Annotated in this window: 17 protein-coding genes; 3 read left to right on the plus strand and 14 right to left on the minus strand. The window is 36.4% G+C overall.

Translation table 11 applies throughout. From position 1 onward, the window contains the following. Window positions 1–2: 2 nt before the first annotated feature. From ACUN8G_RS12925 to ACUN8G_RS12940, 4 genes are read right to left on the minus strand one after another with little or no spacing between them, the layout of a single operon-like run. Entirely contained in the window at window positions 3–776 is a 774-nt protein-coding gene (locus ACUN8G_RS12925; RefSeq protein WP_437345356.1) for a tetratricopeptide repeat protein, read from the minus strand. A 15-nt stretch (window positions 777–791) separates the two neighbouring features. Further along, on the minus strand, window positions 792–1,796 hold the full coding sequence (locus tag ACUN8G_RS12930) for a 3'-5' exoribonuclease YhaM family protein (RefSeq protein ID WP_437345357.1): 1,005 nt from the start codon (window positions 1,794–1,796) through the stop codon (window positions 792–794). Between the two features lie 5 nt (window positions 1,797–1,801). Beyond that, complete coding sequence (locus tag ACUN8G_RS12935) at window positions 1,802–2,314, minus strand: UpxY family transcription antiterminator (protein ID WP_437345358.1); 513 nt, start codon at window positions 2,312–2,314, stop codon at window positions 1,802–1,804. A gap of 9 nt (window positions 2,315–2,323) precedes the next feature. Then, window positions 2,324–3,808 carry a hybrid sensor histidine kinase/response regulator gene (locus ACUN8G_RS12940; RefSeq protein WP_437345359.1) on the minus strand — a complete coding sequence of 495 codons (1,485 nt, stop codon included), beginning with the start codon at window positions 3,806–3,808 and terminating at the stop codon, window positions 2,324–2,326. A gap of 114 nt (window positions 3,809–3,922) precedes the next feature. Here ACUN8G_RS12940 and ACUN8G_RS12945 point away from each other — a divergent pair, with 114 nt between their 5' ends. Then, the gene (locus ACUN8G_RS12945) at window positions 3,923–6,187 is read left to right on the plus strand and encodes a TonB-dependent receptor (protein ID WP_445480947.1); all 2,265 of its coding nucleotides are present in this window, start codon (window positions 3,923–3,925) and stop codon (window positions 6,185–6,187) included. A 61-nt stretch (window positions 6,188–6,248) separates the two neighbouring features. Next, the gene (locus ACUN8G_RS12950; RefSeq protein ID WP_437345361.1) at window positions 6,249–8,120 is read left to right on the plus strand and encodes a pectate lyase family protein; all 1,872 of its coding nucleotides are present in this window, start codon (window positions 6,249–6,251) and stop codon (window positions 8,118–8,120) included. Between the two features lie 25 nt (window positions 8,121–8,145). On the opposite strand, the gene ACUN8G_RS12955 is transcribed toward ACUN8G_RS12950, so the two are convergent. The 9 genes from ACUN8G_RS12955 to ACUN8G_RS12995 form a co-directional block, all read right to left on the minus strand. Beyond that, window positions 8,146–8,799 (minus strand): hypothetical protein, encoded by a 654-nt coding sequence (locus tag ACUN8G_RS12955; RefSeq protein ID WP_437345362.1) that lies wholly within the window; start codon window positions 8,797–8,799, stop codon window positions 8,146–8,148. 89 nt (window positions 8,800–8,888) lie between these two features. Then, window positions 8,889–10,004, minus strand: a complete 1,116-nt coding sequence (locus tag ACUN8G_RS12960; protein WP_437345363.1) for a DUF6544 family protein — start codon at window positions 10,002–10,004, stop codon at window positions 8,889–8,891. Between the two features lie 157 nt (window positions 10,005–10,161). After that, entirely contained in the window at window positions 10,162–12,000 is a 1,839-nt protein-coding gene (locus ACUN8G_RS12965) for a glycoside hydrolase family 2 protein (protein WP_437345364.1), read from the minus strand. 255 nt (window positions 12,001–12,255) lie between these two features. Then, the gene (locus tag ACUN8G_RS12970) at window positions 12,256–15,033 is read right to left on the minus strand and encodes a DUF8487 domain-containing protein (protein ID WP_437345365.1); all 2,778 of its coding nucleotides are present in this window, start codon (window positions 15,031–15,033) and stop codon (window positions 12,256–12,258) included. Between the two features lie 40 nt (window positions 15,034–15,073). Beyond that, window positions 15,074–16,297, minus strand: a complete 1,224-nt coding sequence (locus tag ACUN8G_RS12975; protein ID WP_437345366.1) for a dicarboxylate/amino acid:cation symporter — start codon at window positions 16,295–16,297, stop codon at window positions 15,074–15,076. 551 nt (window positions 16,298–16,848) lie between these two features. Continuing rightward, complete coding sequence (locus ACUN8G_RS12980) at window positions 16,849–17,139, minus strand: GIY-YIG nuclease family protein (RefSeq protein WP_437345367.1); 291 nt, start codon at window positions 17,137–17,139, stop codon at window positions 16,849–16,851. Between the two features lie 353 nt (window positions 17,140–17,492). Next, the gene (locus tag ACUN8G_RS12985; protein ID WP_437345368.1) at window positions 17,493–18,233 is read right to left on the minus strand and encodes a DUF5131 family protein; all 741 of its coding nucleotides are present in this window, start codon (window positions 18,231–18,233) and stop codon (window positions 17,493–17,495) included. Window positions 18,234–18,344: 111 nt separating this feature from the next. Beyond that, window positions 18,345–19,127 (minus strand): three-Cys-motif partner protein TcmP, encoded by a 783-nt coding sequence (tcmP, locus tag ACUN8G_RS12990; RefSeq protein WP_437345369.1) that lies wholly within the window; start codon window positions 19,125–19,127, stop codon window positions 18,345–18,347. 366 nt (window positions 19,128–19,493) lie between these two features. Beyond that, window positions 19,494–21,143, minus strand: coding sequence for an ATP-binding protein (locus ACUN8G_RS12995; RefSeq protein ID WP_437345370.1), 1,650 nt, complete (start codon window positions 21,141–21,143; stop codon window positions 19,494–19,496). Between the two features lie 360 nt (window positions 21,144–21,503). Here ACUN8G_RS12995 and ACUN8G_RS13000 point away from each other — a divergent pair, with 360 nt between their 5' ends. Next, on the plus strand, window positions 21,504–21,710 hold the full coding sequence (locus ACUN8G_RS13000; protein WP_445480948.1) for a hypothetical protein: 207 nt from the start codon (window positions 21,504–21,506) through the stop codon (window positions 21,708–21,710). 278 nt (window positions 21,711–21,988) lie between these two features. Here the strand turns inward: ACUN8G_RS13000 and ACUN8G_RS13005 are convergent, their stop codons facing one another. Then, window positions 21,989–23,116: a hypothetical protein gene (locus ACUN8G_RS13005; RefSeq protein WP_445480949.1), complete on the minus strand. Its 1,128-nt coding sequence runs from the start codon at window positions 23,114–23,116 to the stop codon at window positions 21,989–21,991. Window positions 23,117–23,121: the final 5 nt, after the last annotated feature.

The following is a 23,121-nucleotide window of genomic DNA, read 5'->3' on the forward strand; positions in this document are numbered from 1 at the left end:
TATCATTTGTTTTTGATTTTGTTTAACAATTCTCTGGCTTCCTGCTTTCTGATAGCATCGTCTTCGTCTTCAATTGGACTTTCGAGAGCTTTATTTAACACTTTCCGAGCAGTTTCATAGTCATCTTCACGAATTAATGAGTGCGCATAATCGACATAAAACATTACGAAATTCGGTTTAAGTTCGATCGCCTTTTTATATTCTTTAATGGCAATTTCATTATCTGCCCAGCCGAGTCCGAGAACTGATCGGGCGGGTTTCCATTTTTCACTGGTTTTGGCATGCGTACGAGCCAGTACATAATGGGCAATTGCTTGAATGTCGTTGCCGCCGTTGCCCAATTGAATTGCTTTTTCGAGGTCAGCTTTGACGGAATTTACTACTGAGGCTACCGAAAATACTCCTTTATAAAGGGCAATTCTACCATTGGCAATAGCTCTTCTCAAGTAATTAACTGATTTATTAGGAGCAGCTTTAACAGCTTTCTCGGCATATTCGAGAGCTTTCTGAAACATTTTAAGTTGTTCGTCCTTTTGTTCATCTGTACTCGATGGCATGTGTTCCCCGATGTCCACATAAGCACGACTGATGCGCCAGAGTATTTCATAATTACCTGGCTCCAGCTTCTCGGCTCTATTGTAGAGCTCAAGTGCTTTTTGATTGTCAAACGATTTGTAATAAGAATCGCCTTTCGAAATCAGTTCATCGACAGTTTGAGCCATCTGGGCATAGAGAGGTAATAATAATAGAAGTAAAACGACATTTAGCTTTTTCATAACAACCCCGCCTTTTTATGGATGGTTACCTTCCTCGTTAATTTTGCCCTCGTCTGTTTCGTTTTTTTGGAGACCATCGGGAATATAGAGATTAGTTTCTGCCAGGTAAATATATTTAGTCCATTTTTTATCGCTCTCGCTTTCGGCAAGAATTGCATGCTTGTATGCATTAGCTTTTGCACTCAGTTCGTCAGACTGGTAGAGAACAATAGCTTCGAGTGTTTTGGGAACAACAGGCGATGCAAATTCGAGTTTGCCCTGATGACTCAAAATCAAATGGAGTATTTGATTCTTCAATTCTTCAGGGAAACCTTCAATTTTATCGATTGCTTTTTCCACCTCGATTGCTGCAATTGTTATATGCCCAAGCAGACTACCTTTATCCGTATATCCGAAAGCTTTTCGATAATCCAGCTCTTCTGTCTTGCCAATATCATGCAACAAAGCACCCGTAATCAAAAGGTCGCGATTTATTTCGGGATGAAAAGTTGCCATCAGATCACAAATTTTTACTATTTCAAGTGTATGTTCAAGCAGACCATGTAGATATGCATGATGCCACGATTTACCTGCCGGTGTCATTAAAAATCGTTCTTTGAGCTGGCCGTCGAAAATCGAATCAATTAATTTCTTCAAAAATTCATTTTGAATTGAGTCTGTCACGCGGTTAAATTCGTCGAGCATTTCATCGAGCGGCCTCTTAGATGCGGGCAAAAAATCTTCGAGCTGAACTTCGTCGGTTTCATTTGCAACCCTCAATCTCGTAATTTTTATTTGTTGTTCGCCGTTGTATTCTGAAATTGTACCCTGAATTTTAATAATTCTCCCCGGCTCAAGTTCATTTTTGATTTCGTCGAAATTTTCCCACATCACCGCTGGAAAAGTCATCGTTTTATCTTTGAGTTCCAGCGATAAATACGGTTGACCATTTTTCTTGGTTTTAAGTTCGACCTTCGAAATCAACAAAAAAGCAATAAATTCTTCATTGGGACTTACTTCGTTTATCCTTTTAATTTCCATAACTGTTACACCTGTTTAACCACGCAGTTTGCAGGAAGCTTTAAGAGTATTGAGCGTTTGAGAAGATCGACACTAACAGAAAGCCACTTTTCGTTGTTGTATTGAGTTACCTGCCCAATAATTCCTGTAAAAGGTCCTTCGATTATTTTAACTTTTGTGCCGATCTCAATTTTGTTGGACACAAAGACTTGTGGTTTTTCCTGCAGTAAAATTTTGATGTTATCGATTTGCCATTCAGGAATAATCGACGGCTTACCTTCGCTGCAAATTGTTCTGACGATAGAAGGTTGATGCAGCGCAATAAGTCGTTCTTTTTCATCGGCTTTAATAAAAATATAACTACGGAAGAGTGGTTCTTTAATAACCTTTTTACGGTCACTCCATTTACGAACAACTTCAATTACGGGAAGGTAATGCTCGATAAAGAGTTCATGAAGTTGTTGCTGGGCTTTAAATTCGTGCCTCGGTTTTGTATAGAGCGCAAACCAGTTTCGTTTGTGCGCGTCTCTTTCAATCATTTTATACCCTCATAAAAATAAAGAATCTTTAATTGTATTTTTAAACTCTTCTGGTTCAAGCGGTTTTATAAGAACCTTAAATACTCCCTGGCGTGTATATTTCCTGGCATTTTCATCGTCTTGTCCATTCATCATAATAATAAATGGAATATTTTTGTGTGCATCGTGTTTATAAACGGCTTCCACCAGTTGAAACCCTTTCATCAAAGGCATTTCGTGATTTGCAATAATAACGGCAGGAATTTCTTCCTTTAAAAACTTAATAACGTCGTAGCCATTTTTGACAAGTTTGATTTCGAATTGCGGAAGATTTTCATTAATCAACTTTGTAATGCAACTGATATCATCTGGATTGTTTTCAACAAGTAAAATTATATATTTGGCTTCGGGCACTGTAAAATGGAATTCGCTTCCTTTTCCTTCTTCAGAATAGAGCCAGACTTTTCCGTTGTGTTTATCGATTATTTCTTTCATGAGAGTAAGTCCAAGACCGCTCCCTTTTTCACCTTCGGTTCCGGCCAAAACAAATTTCTGATCGATACGGAACAATTTTGTCTGATTCTCTTCCGAGATGCCAAGTCCTTCGTCCTTAACAACAATTTCGATAATACCTTCTTTAAAACGCTGCGCCGTAATTTGAACTTCTTTACCTTTGTGAGAATATTTAATTGCATTACTAACCAGAATAACTACAGCCTGCGAGATTAACCGCTCGTCGGCGAACATATACAAACTGGGAGGTATATCAATATGTATTGAAATGTTCTTGCGTACGGCTTCGCCAGTAAGCGTTGCTATTGCGTTTGCAATTGTAGTTCTCACATTTAATCTCGAAGCTTCCACTTTTACTCTTCCGGTTTGAAGTCGCGACCAGTCGAGCAGGCAATTAATTAAATTCAATTCGCTCTTAGAAGCTTCGTAGATGTAACGAATATATTCGTTTCTTTCTTCTTCAGATAAATCCCTCTCGTTCAGAAGAATTTCAGAAAATCCCAGCAGGGTTGTAAATGGTGATTTCAAGTCGTGCGATATAATCGATATAAATTTGTCCTTATTCTCATTTATTTCTTTTAATCTCCTGTTTTCCGACAGTAGTTCTACTTCCTGCTTTTTAATTTCAGTAAGGTTGAACACGATAGAATCACGCCTGACTATATTGCCCTCGTTATCTCTTACCGAGCTGACAATTTCTTTCAGATAAAGTGTCGTACTGTTTTTGCTGAGGCAATGGTATTCGATTTCAAGTTTGTTCAATGAAGAATCGCCATCAAACTCGAGGAACCGATTTCTCAGGTACTCTGAATCTTCTTCGGCAACAAGTGATAGATGCCCTTCTTTCATTCTTTTCAATTCTTCAACTGTATAGCCTAAAATCAAATTTACGTTATCCGAATAAAATTCAATTTCGCCCTCTTTCCAGATGCAGATAAAAAAATCACGCGAATTTTTACTAATGTAATTGAGTGTCTCTATGTCCAGAGTGTCGCCTGTCATAAAAGTAATGCTTAATTTTGAAGCAAATATAAAAAATAATTGCAATTACTTCATTAAGTAACGGAACCTATTTTAATTTGAATGCGTTTATCAAAAAAAAAATTTAACGAAGTTATGAAAAATCTAATAATTATTTTATTCGTATTATCGTGTGGAATATTTGCACAAAACGGAAAAATTACCGGACGGGTTGTTGATAGAGACACAAAAGAACCTTTACCTGGAGTAAATATTGTATTAATCGGTACAAATAAAGGAGCTGCCAGCGATGCTGATGGTAATTTTGAGATAGGAAATCTCGAACCTGGCAGATATCAAATAAAAGCTTCTTTCATAGGCTATGAACCTATAACTAAGTCCGAAATAATCGTAACAAATGTCCGTCCTGCAGAATTATTGATTGAATTGAAACAAAAGGTAATCGAGATAGAAAGCGTTACAGTAAGCTCAGGTTACTTCAATTCAGATCCGTACGAATTAAATAGCACTGCAAATTTCAGTTACGAAGAAATTCGTCGGGCGCCGGGTGGTTTTGAAGATGTAATTCGAGCACTTTCTGTACTACCTGGAATTGCACAAGCAAGTCCGGGACGCAACGACCTGATAGTACGCGGTGGAGCTCCATCGGAAAATTTATATCTTGTAAACGGATATCCTGTTCAAAACATAAATCATTTCGGAAGTCAGGGCGCCACAGGTGGTCCTTTAAGTTATGTTAATCTTGATTTCGTCAGAGAAACAAACTTTTCGACAGGAGGCTTTTCTGTAGCATATGGCGACAAAATTTCATCTGTTTTGAGAATCGATTTAAGAGAGGGACGTACTGACCGTCTCGGTGGTAAAGCTACGATCTCTGCCACTCAGTTCGGACTCGACTTCGAAGGTCCTGTATCGGGAAATTCCAGTTTTATAATATCAGCCAGAAGAAGTTATCTCGACTTCATTTTCGACGCTGCGGGATTTAATTTTGTACCGGAGTACTATGACGCACTCGCTAAATACGACCATAAGATCGACAGCAAAAACTCGCTCAGTTTTTTGTTCTTAGGTGCTTTCGACAAAGTTAAATACAACAACAATAACTCCGACGATCTCTACGAAAACTCTCGTATACTCGGTTCGAATCAGAATGAGTATTTAACAGGGCTGTCTTACCGTCACATTTACGACAGAGGTTTTTACGATATATCTCTGAGCAGAAATTTTTTTGAGATCAACGCTTCTCAAAAGGATACGAACTTAACCCCAATTTTTCTAAACAACTCTATTGAAGGCGAAAACACGCTTAAGTTCGATGCTGTTTACAAATTGAACAATCGGTCTGAAATTAATCTCGGAGTTATATTAAAGTCGGTTAAATTCAAAACGGATATTTTTTTCCCGCAATTTGTAACTTCATACGGCGACACATTAAATGTGGGCGAACTGAAATTAAATGAACGTTATAGTAAGTACGCTGGTTACGTACAATATTCTACTACGGCGGGGATGTTTTTATTTAATGTCGGATTGAGAGCAGATTATTACAGCTTTTTAACCTCACGATTTTATCTTGCACCCCGCGTCTCTGTTTCTTACATGCTCGACCCAAGTCAGGCAATATCAATATCCGGTGGAGTTTACTATCAAAGCCCTTCGTATATATGGCTGGCAGGTTCAGAAGAAAACAAGAGCTTACGTGCAATCAGAGCAAACCAGTTGATTGCCGGTTACGAATTAAAATTAAGAGATGACATGCGATTAAAAGCAGAAGCATATTATAAATATTATAACGACTACCCGGTCAGTAAACTGCGACCTTATTTGATACTTACAAACACAGGAGCTGGCTTTGGTGGTAGTACCGATAATTTTTCTTCATTTGCTTTAGAAACGCTTGTCAGTTCAGGAAAAGGATTTGCAAGAGGCATCGAAGTCTCTATACAGAAGAAATCTTCCGATATTCCTCACTATGGTATATTAAGCGTAACGTGGAACGAATCTATTTTTACTGCACTCGATGGAGTTGAAAGACCCGGCAAATACGACCAGAAATGGATAATAAATCTAAGTGGTGGATATATCTTTAACTCAACTTTAGAAGGCTCGTTGAAATTCCGATTTGCCACTGGAAATCCTTATACGCCTTTTGAACCAGACGGCAAACAGTTAGTTGAAAAATATAATTCACTCAGATTCAAACCTTTTCACTCTCTCGATATAAGAGTCGACAAAAGATGGTATTTCGAAAACTTTGCATTAATTACTTATATCGACATTCAAAATATCTATAACAACAAAAGTTCAAATGAAATTAGCTGGGACGATAGAAAAAAGGAAGTCGATGTACAATCTTCTATTGGAATTTTACCCTCGATCGGTATCAGTCTTGAATTTTAAGTACTTGTTATAGTGATTTCTGCGAATTAAATTTAATCGTCCAATTAAATTTAATTCAGCAATGAAAAAGTTAATCCCGATATTTTTATTTCTAAGTTTTCAGTTGATATTTTCTCAGGAAACAATAATTCAGGAAAATGAAATCGGTTTTTGTTCAGTAGATGGTAAAATCGACAGTAGCGTTTCGGGTTATACAGGAGAAGGCTATGCAGATACGGACTTTGGCATTGGTAAAAGCATCAGCTGGCAAATTTATGTTTCGGAGAATAAAGAATATTCTTTCATCTGGCGTTATGCAGTTGGTGGCACCGACGATCGGAATGCTCGACTTGTAATCGATGGCAACGTAATTATTGATACAGTCTACTTCCCCACCACGGTCGACTGGAAAAACTGGCGGGAATCTGATACTCTAAAAGTTTTTCTCCTAAGCGGAAGTCACAAAATTCGAATTGAAGCATTAGCCGAAAAAGGGCTTGGCAATTACGATTATTTTAAGATCTTAGGTGGTGAAATTTTACCAGACAACTGTACGCCATCTTACACAGTAAACATAAATACAAATAACTTAGAGTGGGGAACTGTTTCGTATACACCCGTAAAAGACTATTACGATGCCGGTACAGAAATTACACTCACGGCACATCCAAACCCGGGCTATTTTCTCGATTGCTGGATGGGAACTCACACATCTAATGACTCGATATTTACATTTAAAATTGAGCAGAATGTCGAAGTTACTGCACGTTTCCTGCCTTCGGGAATTCAACAGGACACTAACTTAATCGGCTATGCCGGTATTCTGGACGACAGAGGAACCACGTTTACGTTAATCGGCGGGGCACTCGGGGATACAGTAACAGCTCGTTCGCTCGACGACCTGAAAAAATATCTTGGAAGCCCACAACCTTATTATGTCCAATTTGAAGGTATGCTCGAAGGAGAAGATGTTGTCACTGTTACTTCCGATAAAACATTAATTGGTACTGGAGTGGTAAATTATCTGAAAGGGATTGAACTTTCAATCAACAACGCGCGGAATGTTATTGTGAAGAATATTACAATTTCGCATGTAAAACCTCAGGATGCGCTGGAAATAAACGGGAAATCGCAAAATATATGGATTGACCATTGCGAATTTTTCTCCGATAGAAATCACGGTATCGATTATTACGATGGATTGCTCGACATTAAAAACGAATCTTCATTTATTACCGTCTCCTGGTCACACTTTCACGACCATTATAAAACCATACTTATTAGTTCGGGAGATGAACAATATGCCGACACAGTTATACGCGTGACCTTCCACCACAATTTATTTGATAATTGCGAGTCGAGACTTCCAAGTATTCGATTCGGTAGAGCTCATATTTTCAATAATTATTATAAGAATTGTAATACTGCAATCAATACAAGAATGGGTGCCTGGGTTAGAGTAGAAAACAATTATTTTGAAAATGTCGGCAAAGCAGTTATGTCCGATTACAGTGTAGAAAAAGGCTATGCATTACTTTTTAACAATTACCTCGTAAATTCAAGTATCCTTGCAGTCGATGGTTGCAACTATGAAGTACCATATAATTATACACCTGACGACCCCGAAATATTACCAGCTATAATTCAGAATTCTGTTATCACTGATATCGTTATGGAAAATCCATCTAATTTTGATATTGAATGTTATCCCAATCCATTTAATCCCTCAACGACAATAAAGTATTACCTGCCAGAAAATTCGTTTGTCGAATTAAAAGTTTATGATTTACTTGGTAGAGAGTTGAAAACGTTAATTAGCGAGCACCAAATCAAAGGGAATCACACCTATAGATTGTCGATGAACGAATTTGGTAAATCAGCTTCGTCACTTTATTTATGCAGACTTAATGCCGGCAAGTATTCAAAGACAATAAAACTCCTTTTGCTGAAATGATAGTTCGTTTAGCTTTTTCTACGCATTAATATTCGATGTAGTATGCAAGCAATCCAACAATAATTAATATAAGCCCAGTAAACAATTTATCGTGGTGTTCGAGGAATTCCCATTTAAGTTTATTCATTCCTTTTCCAACCAGATAAACGAGTAGCATCATAAAGAAGACAGTTACAAAAAAGTAGACTACCGATACGATAGCAATCCCGCTCCAGCCCATCCTTCCGGCACTTAAATAATATATTTCAATTTCAAGGCACGGCGAAAAGAACATGGCAATCATTAAAGTAAGCACAATTGATCTTTTATTCTTTTTCTTATCGATTATATGATCGATATCAATGTGATGATGTTTGTGAGGATGTTTGATAAATTTATGGCGATATTCGAGTGATAAGTAAATTAGTCCGAGAAATATCAACACAGCAGGAGCAAAAAAATGTGTAATCAGATGATACGATTCCGAAAGCTTGTATCCAACAATTCCCACAACAATACCGATGATTACAGTACTTAAAGTGTGGGAGAAACCCGTTACTGCAGTAATTTTAAGAGTTTCCTTCTGTGACCATTTTTCAGCTTTTCCTATTGTTACCAGTGGCAACCAGTGGCTCGGAATCAAAGCATGAGCCAGACTCAACAACAGACTTCCCAGAAAAATTTGTATGTAAGGATTCATCAATCACTATTTTTTTTGAACGTAATAATACACAATTAAATATTAACTCCGTCGGATTAGATGCAATGGACAGAATAAATATTCAAAAACTATTTTTCGGATGAGAATGATTTCACATTATAATCGACATTTTTAACATACATCTTAGCATAAATAAATTTTCCATCGGGTTCATGCCAGACAGCCTCGCCGTAGGACGCAAGTTTTACATCCCCAAAATTGCGATAATTTTTGACAGGAGTACTCCATTTGTAATTCCTGTATGTTTTACCATCACTCGATTCGTATCTGTCGCTGGATTCGAAATTAACGAGTTCACCTTTTGCATTGAAATAGAGTCGGGCTTTTATTTTACTACCAGCATTTTCAAAAACCGCATCTACAGTAAGCGAATCAATGGGAAACCATTTAATTTTTCTATCGATTAAAGCGCCCGGTGCAAGAAGGCAAAGGTCGTTGAACATAGTTACGGTTTCGCTTTTATTCATAATATCACCTTTTGCTTCGGCAACATTAAAAAATGACGCAAGCCTGATCCTCATAATAGCATTTGAATCGATATAAGTATGCAGGCCTTCGAAAGGAATGCCATAAAGTGAAGACCGAATTAAATAAATACGTGCCGGACTATCAATAAAATTGTATTGTACAGAAGTGTATTTAAGAAATTTCGAATCGGGTGAAGTTTTTATTTCCCCTTCGGTTACGGCTTTGAAATTGTAAACGCGCGGTTTTCCAACTACGCCCGTATATAACAAATATTTCTTTACAGGCAAAGGCAAATGTTCAATGTTGGAAGAAGTCACAATCAACTTTTGTCCGCTTGAAGAAATTCTTTTGAGTGCTTCTGTCTTGAATTCGGCTTTAAAACCGACTGGCAAACTATCTGCAGCAATCACAATTACTGGAACAATCAAAATAAGATTGACTAACGTGCCGTATTTTGCATCCCGCCAGTACTTGAAAATTAGAAACTGCGAAATTGCAATGCCCGCTGAACACACCACCCACCATAAATAAAAATCTTGCGAATATAATATCGCTGCAGACAGAAACAGAATTGTTGCTATTAACCATAACAATCCGTCCCGCTTCGAAATGTGACTCTTTAACTGCTCAACTTTTGCAAGATTAAAGGCTTTTATAAAACCGAATAGATGAATTATACCGTGGAAACTCAATATTATCAATACAAATGTGCGCATGTGATTTTTGTTCGTTGTTCTTAGTTCTTTGTTCGTTGTTCTTTGTTCTTTGTTCGTAGTTCGTTGTTCGTTGTTCTTTGTTCTTTGTTCTTTGTTCGTTGTTCGTTGTTCGTTGTTCGTTGTTCTTTGTTCTTTGTTCGTTGTTCTTGGTTTTTGGTTATTGGTTTTGAATTTTGTCGTAAAAGTTTTTCAGTATGAAAAAAGCTTTCTTTTTAATACCGGAGCTGGAAACCAGACCTTTTCTGTTCCAGAAATTCTGGTAAACTGGATGTTGTCTTCTCGGCGAGCGAAAATCCACAAGAATCCATGGAGTCATTCCTTTTATTTGTTTTTGTTTACTGATCATTTCAATTTGTTTTTTGTAGAAATAGGCTTGATGTTCTTCCGACCAGACAGTAAGGTTATCAGCGTTGTAACCCTGCAATGCGCCCGCACCTGTTTCGCTTATTAATACGGGTTTATCGTAACCGAATACCCAATTAATTTTGCTGCACTTGTCGGGTTTGCCGTCGTACCATCCAATATATTCATTGAACGACAACACGTCGAGATATTTTCCAAGTGGATCGTCAACAACGTAAGTAAATGGTTCGTTATCTCGACGATGAACTTCGAGCGCGGCAGATATCAATCTACTGCCGTCGAGTTCTCTGGCTCTTTCTGCAAGTTTACTCATAAATCGAATTCGCTCTTCAGTTACGGGCGTTTCGTTACCCATCGACCAGATGATTACATTTGCGCGGTTTCTATCCCTGACGATCATCTCTTCGAGCTGGCTCATTGCATTCTGGAAAGTAGATTCGTTTTCCCATTGAATTGTCCAGTAGACCGGAATTTCTTCCCATACGAGGAGTCCTAACTTTTCAGCTGTTCTAACCATATACTCGTTATGAGGATAGTGAGCCAGGCGTACGTAATTACAATTGAGCTCCTTTGCCCAGTTGAGCAGCATCAGGGCTTCGGCTTCGCTATATGCCCTGCCAGTTTTTAACGGATTCTCTTCGTGTATACATATGCCTCGTAAAAATATCGACTTGCCGTTCAACAATATGTCAGTACCTTTAACGGCAATTGTACGGAATCCAATTTTATCTTTCAGCGTATCAGTTTCCGTCTCGATTTTCACATCATAAATAAATGGATTTTCGGGACTCCATAAATTCAGGTTTTTTACGCGTATCTTAAATTCAGCATATCCATTTTCATCGGTTTTGAATTTATGCTTAACACTTGCCTCTGCGATTGTGATAATTCCGTTTTGCTCAAATTTGCTTCCGTCGAGTTGTACAAAACCTTCAATCAGTTCGGGATCGCTATTATTCAATTGCAATTTGAAATCACGAATAAACGTATCGTTGGTTTCTATCAGATAAACGTCACGAGTTATTCCTCCGTAGTTCCACCAGTCGGTATTGACTGTTGGCACTCCGTCCATTCTCCTTTTATTATCAACTTTTACAACGACAAAATTACTGCCTTCATTTAACAGTTCGGTCACTTCAAAATTAAACGGGGTAAAACCACCGATATGAACGCCGAGTTTTTTGCCGTTTAAATAAACGTGCGCTTCATAATTGACAGCACAAAAGTAGAGAAAATATCGTTTGCCAGCTTTTTTCTTTATTTGAAAATCTCTTTTGAACCAGACCGTTCCTTCATAAAGTTTAAGTTCGTTTACCTGAGAATTCCAGTCGCCGGGGATTGTCATCGCAGGAGCTAAATCGAAATCATATTCGACCCGATCAGTTTTATCGACTGGTTTTCTGTTCGAATAAAATCCGCCTGTACGATCGCCTATTTCATCGTACGGCTGACGCCTGTAATTATAAAAGCCGTTTTCATACGGGTCGATAATATAATTCCATCTTCCATTCAGTGAAGTCAATTCTCTGTTGATTACATTCGTAATTAGATCGGTTTTGCAGGTATTTTTATTCTGTGAATGCATCGAAGAAAATAAAAGGAAAACAAGCAGAAGGGTTGCAAAGCGCTTCATCTAATCCTCTTTTCTTTTTATGTAAAAATGACGAATGTTAATATAACCAATTTATCTTTTAATTAAGTTAATATGAGTCGGATTGACCCTCGTTCTTTTCAAGGAATAGAAGACAATAGCAATTGATTGATTAATCATTTTTATCTTAAAGAAGAAGTCAATGAATAATTGACTTATCTTCTGTCCTCGAGTGAATTTATAACAAATCAACAATATAAAACAACGCAGAAAGTATGTTGCTCCAGATAATATTTTTCAGAATAATTCTTTCAATTGTCTTTCATCAATACGATACGATGGATTGAACTTATCCGACTGCATATAATTCAGAATCGATTTGTAAAGATTGTACGCTTCGGGATAATCTTTAATTTTATTTAGATTCGACATGCACACAAGCAATGAACCATTGCCAACTTTAAATTCGAAAATAAGTCCAAGCCTGTAGTTCCGTTCGAGGTTATCAATCATACTAACAATTGGTTTATAATCCGTAAGTTTATTCAAAATCAAAGGACGAGAGGCTTTTATTATCGAGAACCACTGCCAGTTGGTGTGAAAATCTGTCGGGAAGTTATTGAATAATGGATGATCTGGATCGGTAAGAATTCCGAGAGTGCCAGGGGATACAGGTCGTTTGTTCATTTCGCTAATTTGTTTAAACATGCCGTAATTCCAGAAATCGGGGATGAATAAACCTTCAACGCTTTTTTCTTTGATCAATTTATGATCTGGAAAGAGAAGTACTTTTTTTCCTCTTCGAAGTTCTGCACTAATTTTATCGTCGATCCTATCAGTAACTATAATATCTTTTAAATTTAGTTCGACTTTATCTGATGGATAAACCCACAGGGGATATTCATTTTTGTAATGACCGTAATTCAATTTCAGATTCAGTTTTACTGGTGTTTCTGAAAATAATTTTGTTTTGATTTTTCCAGCGTCTGAAAGTTTACCCGGAGTTGTTTTGTAATTTTTTACTTTGCCCGATGCAATGACTTCTTTTCCATTTGTCAATTCCCACTCAACATTTTCGATAATTTCCTTATTCGAATAGTTTGCAATTTTTATATTTGCCAGGAAACTTTCATTCGATCGCCAGCAATATTTCGGGAATTCAGCCAGCAGCACAACATCGTTACAGGATTGTTTCCAGTTATCGATTGACACCACATTTTTGCTTTCCATAAATGCATCAAGGATTCCAACAAGAGCAGTTCCCTGTCCAGGAAAATCCTGTAAATCGAGCAACTGGAAACCCGCAAGATCTTTAGTTCTCAATGCAGCTTCAATTTCTGCTTTGTAACAGATAGCTGACCATGCACCCGAGGCTTTTTGAAAATCTTTATCCATGCCCGCCAATCCATTTTGAATCATTCTCTTGCGGAAAACTTCTAAATTCCACGGCTTTAACACACCTGTATATTTTATTATCTCATTGTAATCAGGATAAATTTGATACTGCCCAACTTCGTGACTTATTACAGGAATACTGATTTGACTTACGGGATAGTCAAAATTAATTTGTGTTGATGGATAAAAACTATTGAGAATTCCGCCGTCTTTAGAATCGGCAAATGCCTGTGATAGTCGTAAGTGTGTAAGAGTAGTATCATGCAAATAAGGAGTCCTGGCGCCGATATAATAGTCGGAAATTTCATCTGGTGCTCGATATCCTATATTGTTATTTGCTCCCGTTGTGTAGAGCAAGCTGGAGTTAATAGATTTTAATTCAGAAATAATCATTGCAATGCGGTCGTGACCCGCCCAGATTTCATTACCGGCTCCTAACATAACAAAAGATGGGTGATTGGCGTAACTTCTGAGTATTCCGATCCCTTCAGCTTTAAGTTTTGATGCAATCGAATCCGACTCGAGCCCTCCCCAGAATGGAAGTTCAGCTTGAAGATAAATTCCGATGCGGTCGGCTGCTTCGAATGCCGCTTCAGGCGGGCAGTAGCTGTGAAATCTGTAATGATTGATACCGTAGGCTTTTGCAATCTTGAATACTCTCATCCAGCTTTCGACATCTGTCGGAGTAAAACCTGTCAACGGAAATACAGCCGCTTCATGTTTTCCCCTCAAAAATGTTTTCCGTCCATTTATCGAAAATTGTTTTCTTTCAGCCCTAAATTCACGCATGCCAAACTTCACAGTTTTACTATCGATTATTTTTTTACTCTTAATCAAAACAGTCAATTCATAAAGCGGCTGATTATATTCATCCCATAATAATGGAGCATCTTCAAAAATATATTCAAGGCGAATTACTGAATCTGCAGGCATTTTATATTCAACTGATTTTTGTCCATCTTTAACTCCATTATTAACTATAGCAACATTCAATTCAATATCGACTGTTGATAGTTTTAAACCATTTTCGAGTCCAATAATAACCTCTGCTTTGTTTTTATTAATTTCAGGTTGAACGCGTAATTCCTTTATAAAAGTTTTTTCACATGATTCGATATAAATTTTACCGATAATTCCATTCCAGTTGGTTTGAGTATCGTCACTGTAGATATGGACATTTCCGTAAGGAGTCAATTTCAGATCGTTATCAATTCTCAAAGTGATGAAATGAGTTCCAGGTGTAAGAACATTCGAGATGTCGTAATGCTGAGGTGACTGCAGCAGGAATGAATTACCGATGTATTTATCGTCAATCCAGAGCATAGAAGGTTTGGTTCTTTCGAGCATCAGTTCAATATGTTTGCCTTTGAAATTTTCAGGTACAATAATTTTTTTGCGATACCAGGCGGCACCTTCATATTTGAATTCCCTGTTCAGGTGTAGAGTTGTCGTATCAGTATTAAGAAAGCCTTTTTTATTCGAGTCTGTTGTACCGGGAAGCGAAATGGAATCGATCAAATTTCTGTCGTACCATTTTTTTTCAATGCCAGCATTTTCAGGGTCGAGCTGGAATTGCCATACTCCCGATAGATCGATTTCGTCTCTAACGAATATTTTTTCATTGCTACATGATAAAAGAAGAAAAACAAAACTAATTGCCATATAGAACTTCTTTTTCATTTCAGTGCCTTGCGTTAATAAAAAAATAAAAATGAAACAACTAACTATCAGAACGAACTAATATCTCTTTACGGCTCAAATTATTTACAACCACGGCGCCGCACGAGTCGCTCCATACATTTACAGTCGTACGCACCATATCGAGTAACCTATCGACAGCAAGAACCAATCCGACCCCTTCAAGCGGAAGACCAACAGCTTTAAGAATAACTGTAATCATAACAAATCCCGCCATTGGAATTGCAGCCGCACCAATCGAAGCCAGTATGGTTGTCACTAAGACAATTGCTAACTGAACAAAAGTCAGTTCAATACCGTAAGCCTGTGCGATAAAAATAACCGCAACGGCTTCGTAAAGCGCCGTGCCGTCCATATTGACTGTAGCTCCGATGGGCAGCACAAAATTGGCTACTTTAGGTTCGACTTTATCGTTATTGATTACGCAGTCCATTGTAATTGGCAGAGTTGCCATTGACGAACTTGTAAAAAATGCAGTTTCAATAGCGAGTAGCATATTCTTAAAATGGAGCCATGGATTCATATTACCGAAGAGCGAGAGGATAAGCGGTAGAGTAATAATCGAGTGAATAAGGAGTCCACTTAAAACCGTAAAGAAATATTTCATCAATCCAATAATTGCATCGAATCCAGTTTCGGCAACAATACCTGCAACGATACCAAATACACCAATGGGAGCCAGCCAGACAATCCAGCGTACCATTTCCATCATAACATTGAATCCGCCCTGGAAAAAATCGTTGAAAAACGTACGGTATTTATCCTCGAATTGCATAATAACTAAAGCAAATAATATCATAAAAAAGATCACCTGTATTACATTTCCTTCAGCCATAGCTTTGAATGGATTTGTAGGTATTATATTGATCAGAATATCGATAATGCTTCCCTCAGTAGCAGGTATATTATCCACTTCAGCAGAAACCAGATTGGTTATATTTGAGCCGGGTTTTACAAGTAAAACCAGAATTTGACCGGTCAAGATAGCAAGAGCAGTAGTAATCAAATAATATGAAAAAGTTTTAATACCGAGCCTCTTTAATTCCTTTCCTGATTCGATATTCAGAATTCCACTGGCAATTGAAAAGATAATGATTGGCATGACAATCATTTTTAAGGTATTGATAAAAATTGTCGCCATTGGATTGGCAAGAGGTAATATGCTTTCCTTAAATATATAACCGAACAAAATACCGAAAGCAAAACCTATAAAAATCCAGAAAGTAAGGGACTTTAAAAACTTCATAAATACCCCGATATTTTTAATAAATACAATTGATAAAGAAGCGAACTATCGATTATAGTCCACATCGAAAAATTGTAATAATAATATAATAAAAAGAGATTGACGGGCATATTTAAAAGCAGCAACAAGTTGGGACAGGAGTGGTTAATTTCTTTTTACTACAGAGGATATAAAATAAGGCAGATATGATTTCTTTAGCTTCTACAATTTTTTTCTTGAAATCGAATAAATTGAACAACACATGGAAGATCTTCTAATGACGGTTGCTTCGATACGTTCTTCTATCGAAGAATTACACTGCAACCGAGGACGTAATCGCTCGTCGAGTAACGAAGTGTACCGAGACGAGCATTAGCGGTCGTTTCGATACATTTCATTACTCAACGACCGCGGGGTGTTCCGCTCGTTGAGCGATGCATTGAGTTTATCGAAATGTAGCACGAAGTGCGTATCGAAACGAGCGCTGGCGGTTGCTTCGATACGCTTCGCTACTCAGCAACCGCGGGATGATTTCCGCTCGTCGAGTAACGAAGTGTACCGAGACGAGCGATTTATTTCTTTTTTCCATGCTTTTTTGCAAGCACAGATAAATCCTCAAAACGACCTTCTATAAGAGCTTCTTTCTTCTTCCTGCTCCATCCCTGAATTTGTTTTTCTCTGTAATATGCCTCATCTATTCGTTCGTACTCTTCGTAATACACCAACTCTACAGGAAGTCTCTTCTTTGTGTAATTTGCTCCTTCACCATTTTGGTGCTGCCATAGTCTGCGTTCCAAATCATTTGTACTGCCTGTGTAATATGACCCATCGGAACAACGAAGGATGTATACATATCCTTTCATGGCTACAATCCTCATTGTTATGGCGGTTGCTTCGACAAGCTCAGCAACCGAAATATCTTCCGCTCGTTGAGTAGCACGAAGTGCGTATCGAAACGAGCGCTGGCGGTTGCTTCGATACGTTCTTCTATCGAAGAACTACTCAGCAACCGAGGACGTAATCGCTCGTTGAGCGAAGCATTGAGTTTATCGAAATGTAGAACGAAGTGCGTACCGAAACGAGCGTCAATTCATCCTATGCGTTTCCTCTGGAATCGGTGATTATTTTCTTTTTTTATCACTAAAACAGAGATATTTATTTAGTAATAATTTTTTACTAATCATTAAGATGCCCATGTAACTATACGCAAGACTATCTATCTCTGGGTCACACTCAATGGATATTCATTCCATACTTTCCCTTTGAATAACCTACCATTGGCTTTCTTGCTTCGTTTTACTTCATCTGCGCCCCAACTACCCCATTGCTTAAAGAAAAATGCAACACCCTGTTCTTTACATTGTTCAAATAATTCGTTCACCCATGCTGATTTAATTGCCCTGGCTTTTTTTCCAGATTCGCCACCCACAATTGCCCAATGAATATCTTTTAAATTTACTTTACCTACGGAACCAATAAGCGGTTCAAATGAAATAAATCTGATTGAAGCTTTTACTTCTCTTAGTGTATCTATCCTTTTTTTATAAGTTGCATTTTCAACACTTACCCCAAGCCAAACATTGTTGGGAACATTTCGATTTGAAAAATATTCCAGCATTAGTGTATCTCGCTTAGTAAGTATTTGATAAATGTGTTGTGGTGTTTTTTTTATTACTTCAAATATCATATCAAGATATTCAAATGGCATTTGTTCGTGGAATAAATCACTCATTGAATTAACAAAAAATTTTGTTGGCTTTTTAATCTTTAGCGGTTCTTCCAGACGATGCGGTAATATCTTAAAAGTAAATCCATCTTTGTAATCTTCAACGCCCATTGCCTTTAATCGTCTGGAAAAAATTTCTGCATAGCAGAATTTACAACCAGCAGAAATTTTATCACACCCAATGCTTGGATTCCAGACTTTTTCAGTCCATTCGATCTTTGTTGTTTTCATTTATTTCTCTTCTTAATTATTTGCTTTGCAATATTTAATGCTGTTTCATTGTTTGATGCAAAAACAAAATGATAAATAGGTAAATTCCGCGTGTTATTCAATATCAAAGGTTTATCCGTAACGAATCTCCAAATCTTTTTTCAAATTTTCTATATAAAGTTCAGCAATTTTATGAATAGAGTCATTTGTTTTTTTAATCTTTTCTTCATCACCAAATAAAGTTTCAACGGTCTCTACATCATAAAATCTATCTCGGATTTCATCTTCTGTTAGCCCAAAGTAGGACTGTAGTTTCTTTGAAAATATCAACTTCCCTTTTTTATCTAGAAATCTATTTATTATTACACCAGATGGTATTAAAATCCAAAGATCAACTCTTTTATCTTTAAGCTTTTCAATACTCGACCAGTTAATTTGCATACCGAATGGATCTAACAAGACAAGAGCAGCACTCGTTTGATTCAGAATTTCAGAGAGTTTAATCAACTGATTATTTACATCATCGGGAATAAAATAACAATTGTTTAAAATCAAATTCAAGAATGAGAGTTTATTTTTCAATTTTTCAATTGCTCTGAGATCATTATCTACAAGATAGTAATAATCGAATTTTTGACTTATACTGAGTACTCTTTCTGCCGAACCTTTATAAACTGCTAAATCTTCTTTTACAAGGTATTCAGAAAATAACTGTCTTTGTTCTTCTGACATTGAAATTCTTTCTCCACTCCCGGCAAAGCCATCAAAATAAATTGTTATAGGCCAGCCATTGTATTTTCTCTTTTGTGCATTCATTATAGTTAGATAAGCAGACACATAATTTTCAAACGCTTCAAGTTTCTTTTCCGTCCAATTTCCTCCCCAAATTGATTTTGGTTCATTTACTTGATTCATTTCTACCCTCTATTTTATTTAGTACTTCTTCATTCTTTTTATCCTCCATTAAATCGCATAAATTGAACATCACATGGAGGATCTGCTAATGCGGTTGCTTCGACAGGCTCAGCAACCGCGGGTAGTGTTTTCTATAATTTATTATTTCAACTAAGTATTAAAACTTTAAACAGTAATTATTATTTTATCAATAAAAAGATTTTTTTCGAAAATTATCATGACAATGAGCTGAAAGTAAGTGAATTGGATTTTTTATTTTTGTGTCAATAAAAATTGTCATTTTTTTCCCCATACTTCTGTCAATAAAAATCCTTATAAAATAATATGTTACCTTTTTTCCCATTTTATAACCAAAAAAATAAGCATTTATTTCCCCCAATTTTCGTCAATAAAATATCTGCGGAATTTTTTACTTCCTGAAGATTTAATTTCTCCATTTTTAACAAAATTATATAAACAAGTTCTTAAATTTCTAATTGAAATTTCTTTACCAATTCGATTATGTATTTCCTTAATAGTTGAATGAGGATAATTTTTTAAATCCTCAATTATGAGTGCTTTTAAACGATGAGGCTCGATGTTTATTAAATTGGTTTTTTCTAAATCTGTATTTTTAAGTACTACGGGATTTATGAAATATTTCATTCCTTTTGTTTTGCCTATTGTCTTTATAATCTCATATTTAATTAATCTGCCCAACCAGTTCCTAATTTGTTTATCATCTCTACTCTGTATTGCACGAGCAAATTCTGTAGCTATAATACTTTGTTTCTGGGCAATAATACCAAGACAGATAATCTCTTTTTGATTAAGCAGATAAAACTGTTTTATTTTCTCAATTAATGTAATAACCTTTTGATCCTGAATAGCACTAAATATTCTTACTACGACTCTATCATCTTTTTCTTCTACCTCTGGAAGCTTTTTGGCTTCACTTAAAAGAATTTCATATATCTTATCATAACCACTCCCTTCTCTTTCCATCAGATTAAGGTCATAAAAAATTTTTGAAAGATGCTCGTTTCTTCTCACAGATTGATGTAATATATTTTGAGGTGTTACTCCCAAAGGCAATAATCCTGGATTATGAATTTCCAGTCTATCTGGATATAAATTGATAAAAATATCGCCTCTTGTAGTATATGGTTTGTGGACAATAGCATTTGCAAGCAATTCTCTTATTACATTTTCATTATAGTTATAAATAATAGTTCTACCAAATATGCCCTCAGAGATTTCAACCCCTTCTCTCCACTCCTCTATCTTTATCCAAATATCATGGATGAGCTCTTTGGGATTATAAGAAAAATCGTCCCAGACTAATTTTTTTATTTTATTACCATTGATATCGTATTTTATAAATTGTACGACTGGAGCATATAGCAAATTACTTCTTTGATTTTGATTACCCAGCCATAAAATACCTAAATTTGTTAAATATCCATCTTCATTTATAAAATGATAATACAGTAACAATTCTTCTATAGATTTTTGTTTTACAAAATCACTAACACGAAACGATTGTTTTACGTCCTCTACAAAATGTTTAAGTTTATTCTGGTCGCATTGGTGCAATTTTATTTTTTGAACAACCTTTGTTTCCCAGATAAAAGCAGATTTGTCGGTAAAAAGTCGTGAAAGTTCATCAGGCAAGACTGGTTTGCATTGGTCTGATACGCGTATATAATATCTTCCATCTGTTGTGGATGCAATAGTTGACTGGGAAGGTAGAACCTGTATCTTCAACCATTCTCCTCCATTTTCGGATTTTTGAATAGTTACATCAATACCAACATTAACCGTGAGTTCGCTAATTCTTTTCCGAATGTTTTCCGGTAAATCTTGGGGAATTTTTTGATTACTCGGTGGATAATCCTGATTATTTTCAATTCCTATAGCAATAACACCTCCCTTTGCATTTGCAAAAGCGACGCATTCTTTTGCAATCGATAAATAATCAGGATTGATTGACTGAAATAATTTTAGTGATTTTTTTTCGTAGTTAATGTTTTCCATTTCCAGATTGAAATTGCTTGTATAAATATATTGTTTTTTTATGAAAGCAAGTTTATTAAATTTTGGTTGTTTCTTGTTTTGGATGGCGGTTGCTTCGACAGGCTCAGCAACCGCTGCGTGAAATAGATCGCCTTTTTAAACTACAAGAGATTGCTTCGTACCACCAATAGCAGGACTCACAATGACATTATGAGTCAGCTCGTCTCTGCGAGGAATAATCCGCAGGTGAATGACAAAGCAAACTTCAAAATGCTTCTTTAGATTACTTCGTCATCCCCCCGCCACAGGCGGGGTGATTCCTCGTAATGACACTTACTGAATCGTCCTTGCGAGCGAACGAAGTGAGCGAAGCAAACTCTAATGAATCTTAAAAATTCACTTTCACTTAAAAGCGGTTGCTTCGACAAGCTCAGCAACCGAAATATCTTCCGCTCGTTGAGTAGCACGAAGTGCGTATCGAAACGAGCGCTGGCGGTTGCTTCGATACGTTCTTCTATCGAAGAACTACTCAGCAACCGAGGACGTAATCGCTCGTCGAGTAACGAAGTGTACCGGGACGAGCATTAGCGGTCGTTTCGATACATTTCATTACTCAACGACCGCAGGATTTCATCGCTCGTTGAGCGAAGCATTGATTTATCAAAGTGTAGCCGCTTGTAAAAAACGTACCGGGTCGAGCGGGCTTTATGGTGCGGTCGTTTCGACAAGCTCAACGACCGGGGCCTATCCCTCCACAATCTTTATCTACTAATCTGTCAAATCGTACAAATTATACACAATGGGTTTATCTTTCTTTCACACTTGCTTTTATCTATCTAGTGAGTTTCCATTATTAAGCCAATATCTTATGCACCAGTTCCTTTAAAAGACTTAATTAAGCTAATAATCTGACTAATGATTTTTTCATATACCGTAATCGGAATACCATTTTCTACTTTATCATTTATGGTATTGGGACTAAAATATTTTTCTACTAATTTTTCTTTAATTTCTTGTTTTTTCTTTTCATCAAATAATTCAATAAAAGGATTAATAGCAGCCAAATCTAACTCCATCTTTTTATTATAAATTTCTTGATCTCTATGAATCTTTGATTGATTAGCAGCATATTGAGCAGGATAAATGAAAAGAAGAGTTGATAATATCCTTAATAATGAAATGTGCCAATCATAATGTCCAATATTCAATACAGTAAACGCCATATAACCAACAGCTACCGTCATAAATACAACTGTTATTCTTCTCCACACATTTGCTTGTTTTCTATGATACTCCGCAGTTTCTTGATAGTCACCTGTAACACTAATATTACCAATTATGTTTACTATTTTCTTTGCACTCTCAAGTTTATTTGATAGTTCATTCAATAATCTATTACTCTGTTCTATGACTTTATTTTTTTCTTCTACTATTTCTTTACTTAAAGAAGATTTTAATTGATTAAACTCATTTTGAAATCCTGCAGATAATTGATTTATTTGTTGCTGTTGTTGACTAAATCTTTGATCAATCTGTGTAACTAGTTGATTAAAGGAACTAATTTTATTTTTAATATCATTAAATTTGTTTTGCATTTCTTTTAATTCAGATGTTACTAAATTTCTAAAGTCTGTTACAATCTTTGATAAATTATCTCTTTTAGGTATTATAAAAGGAAGAGAATTTATAGATGGTATTGCATTTATTAAACTATTCTTCGCATTATTAATATGTCCATAATTTTTGTTTACCAAAAAATTATTTATATCGTTAAGGGCTTGTTGAAAGTATGTTTGAATGGTATTAAGCGTATTTTTAATCGTGAATTCGACGTAAACGATACTCATTCTTGCTTCAAAATATTCAATTATAGATATAATTAAATCTCTATCCTCTATTGGTATTTGTGAAGCATCATCAGAACCTAAGCGGCTTCTTATCTGATCAATTACCATAAAAACTTGATGATTATTTATATTTTGGTTTGTACCCATACCTC

Source organism: Melioribacter sulfuriphilus (assembly GCF_052656625.1).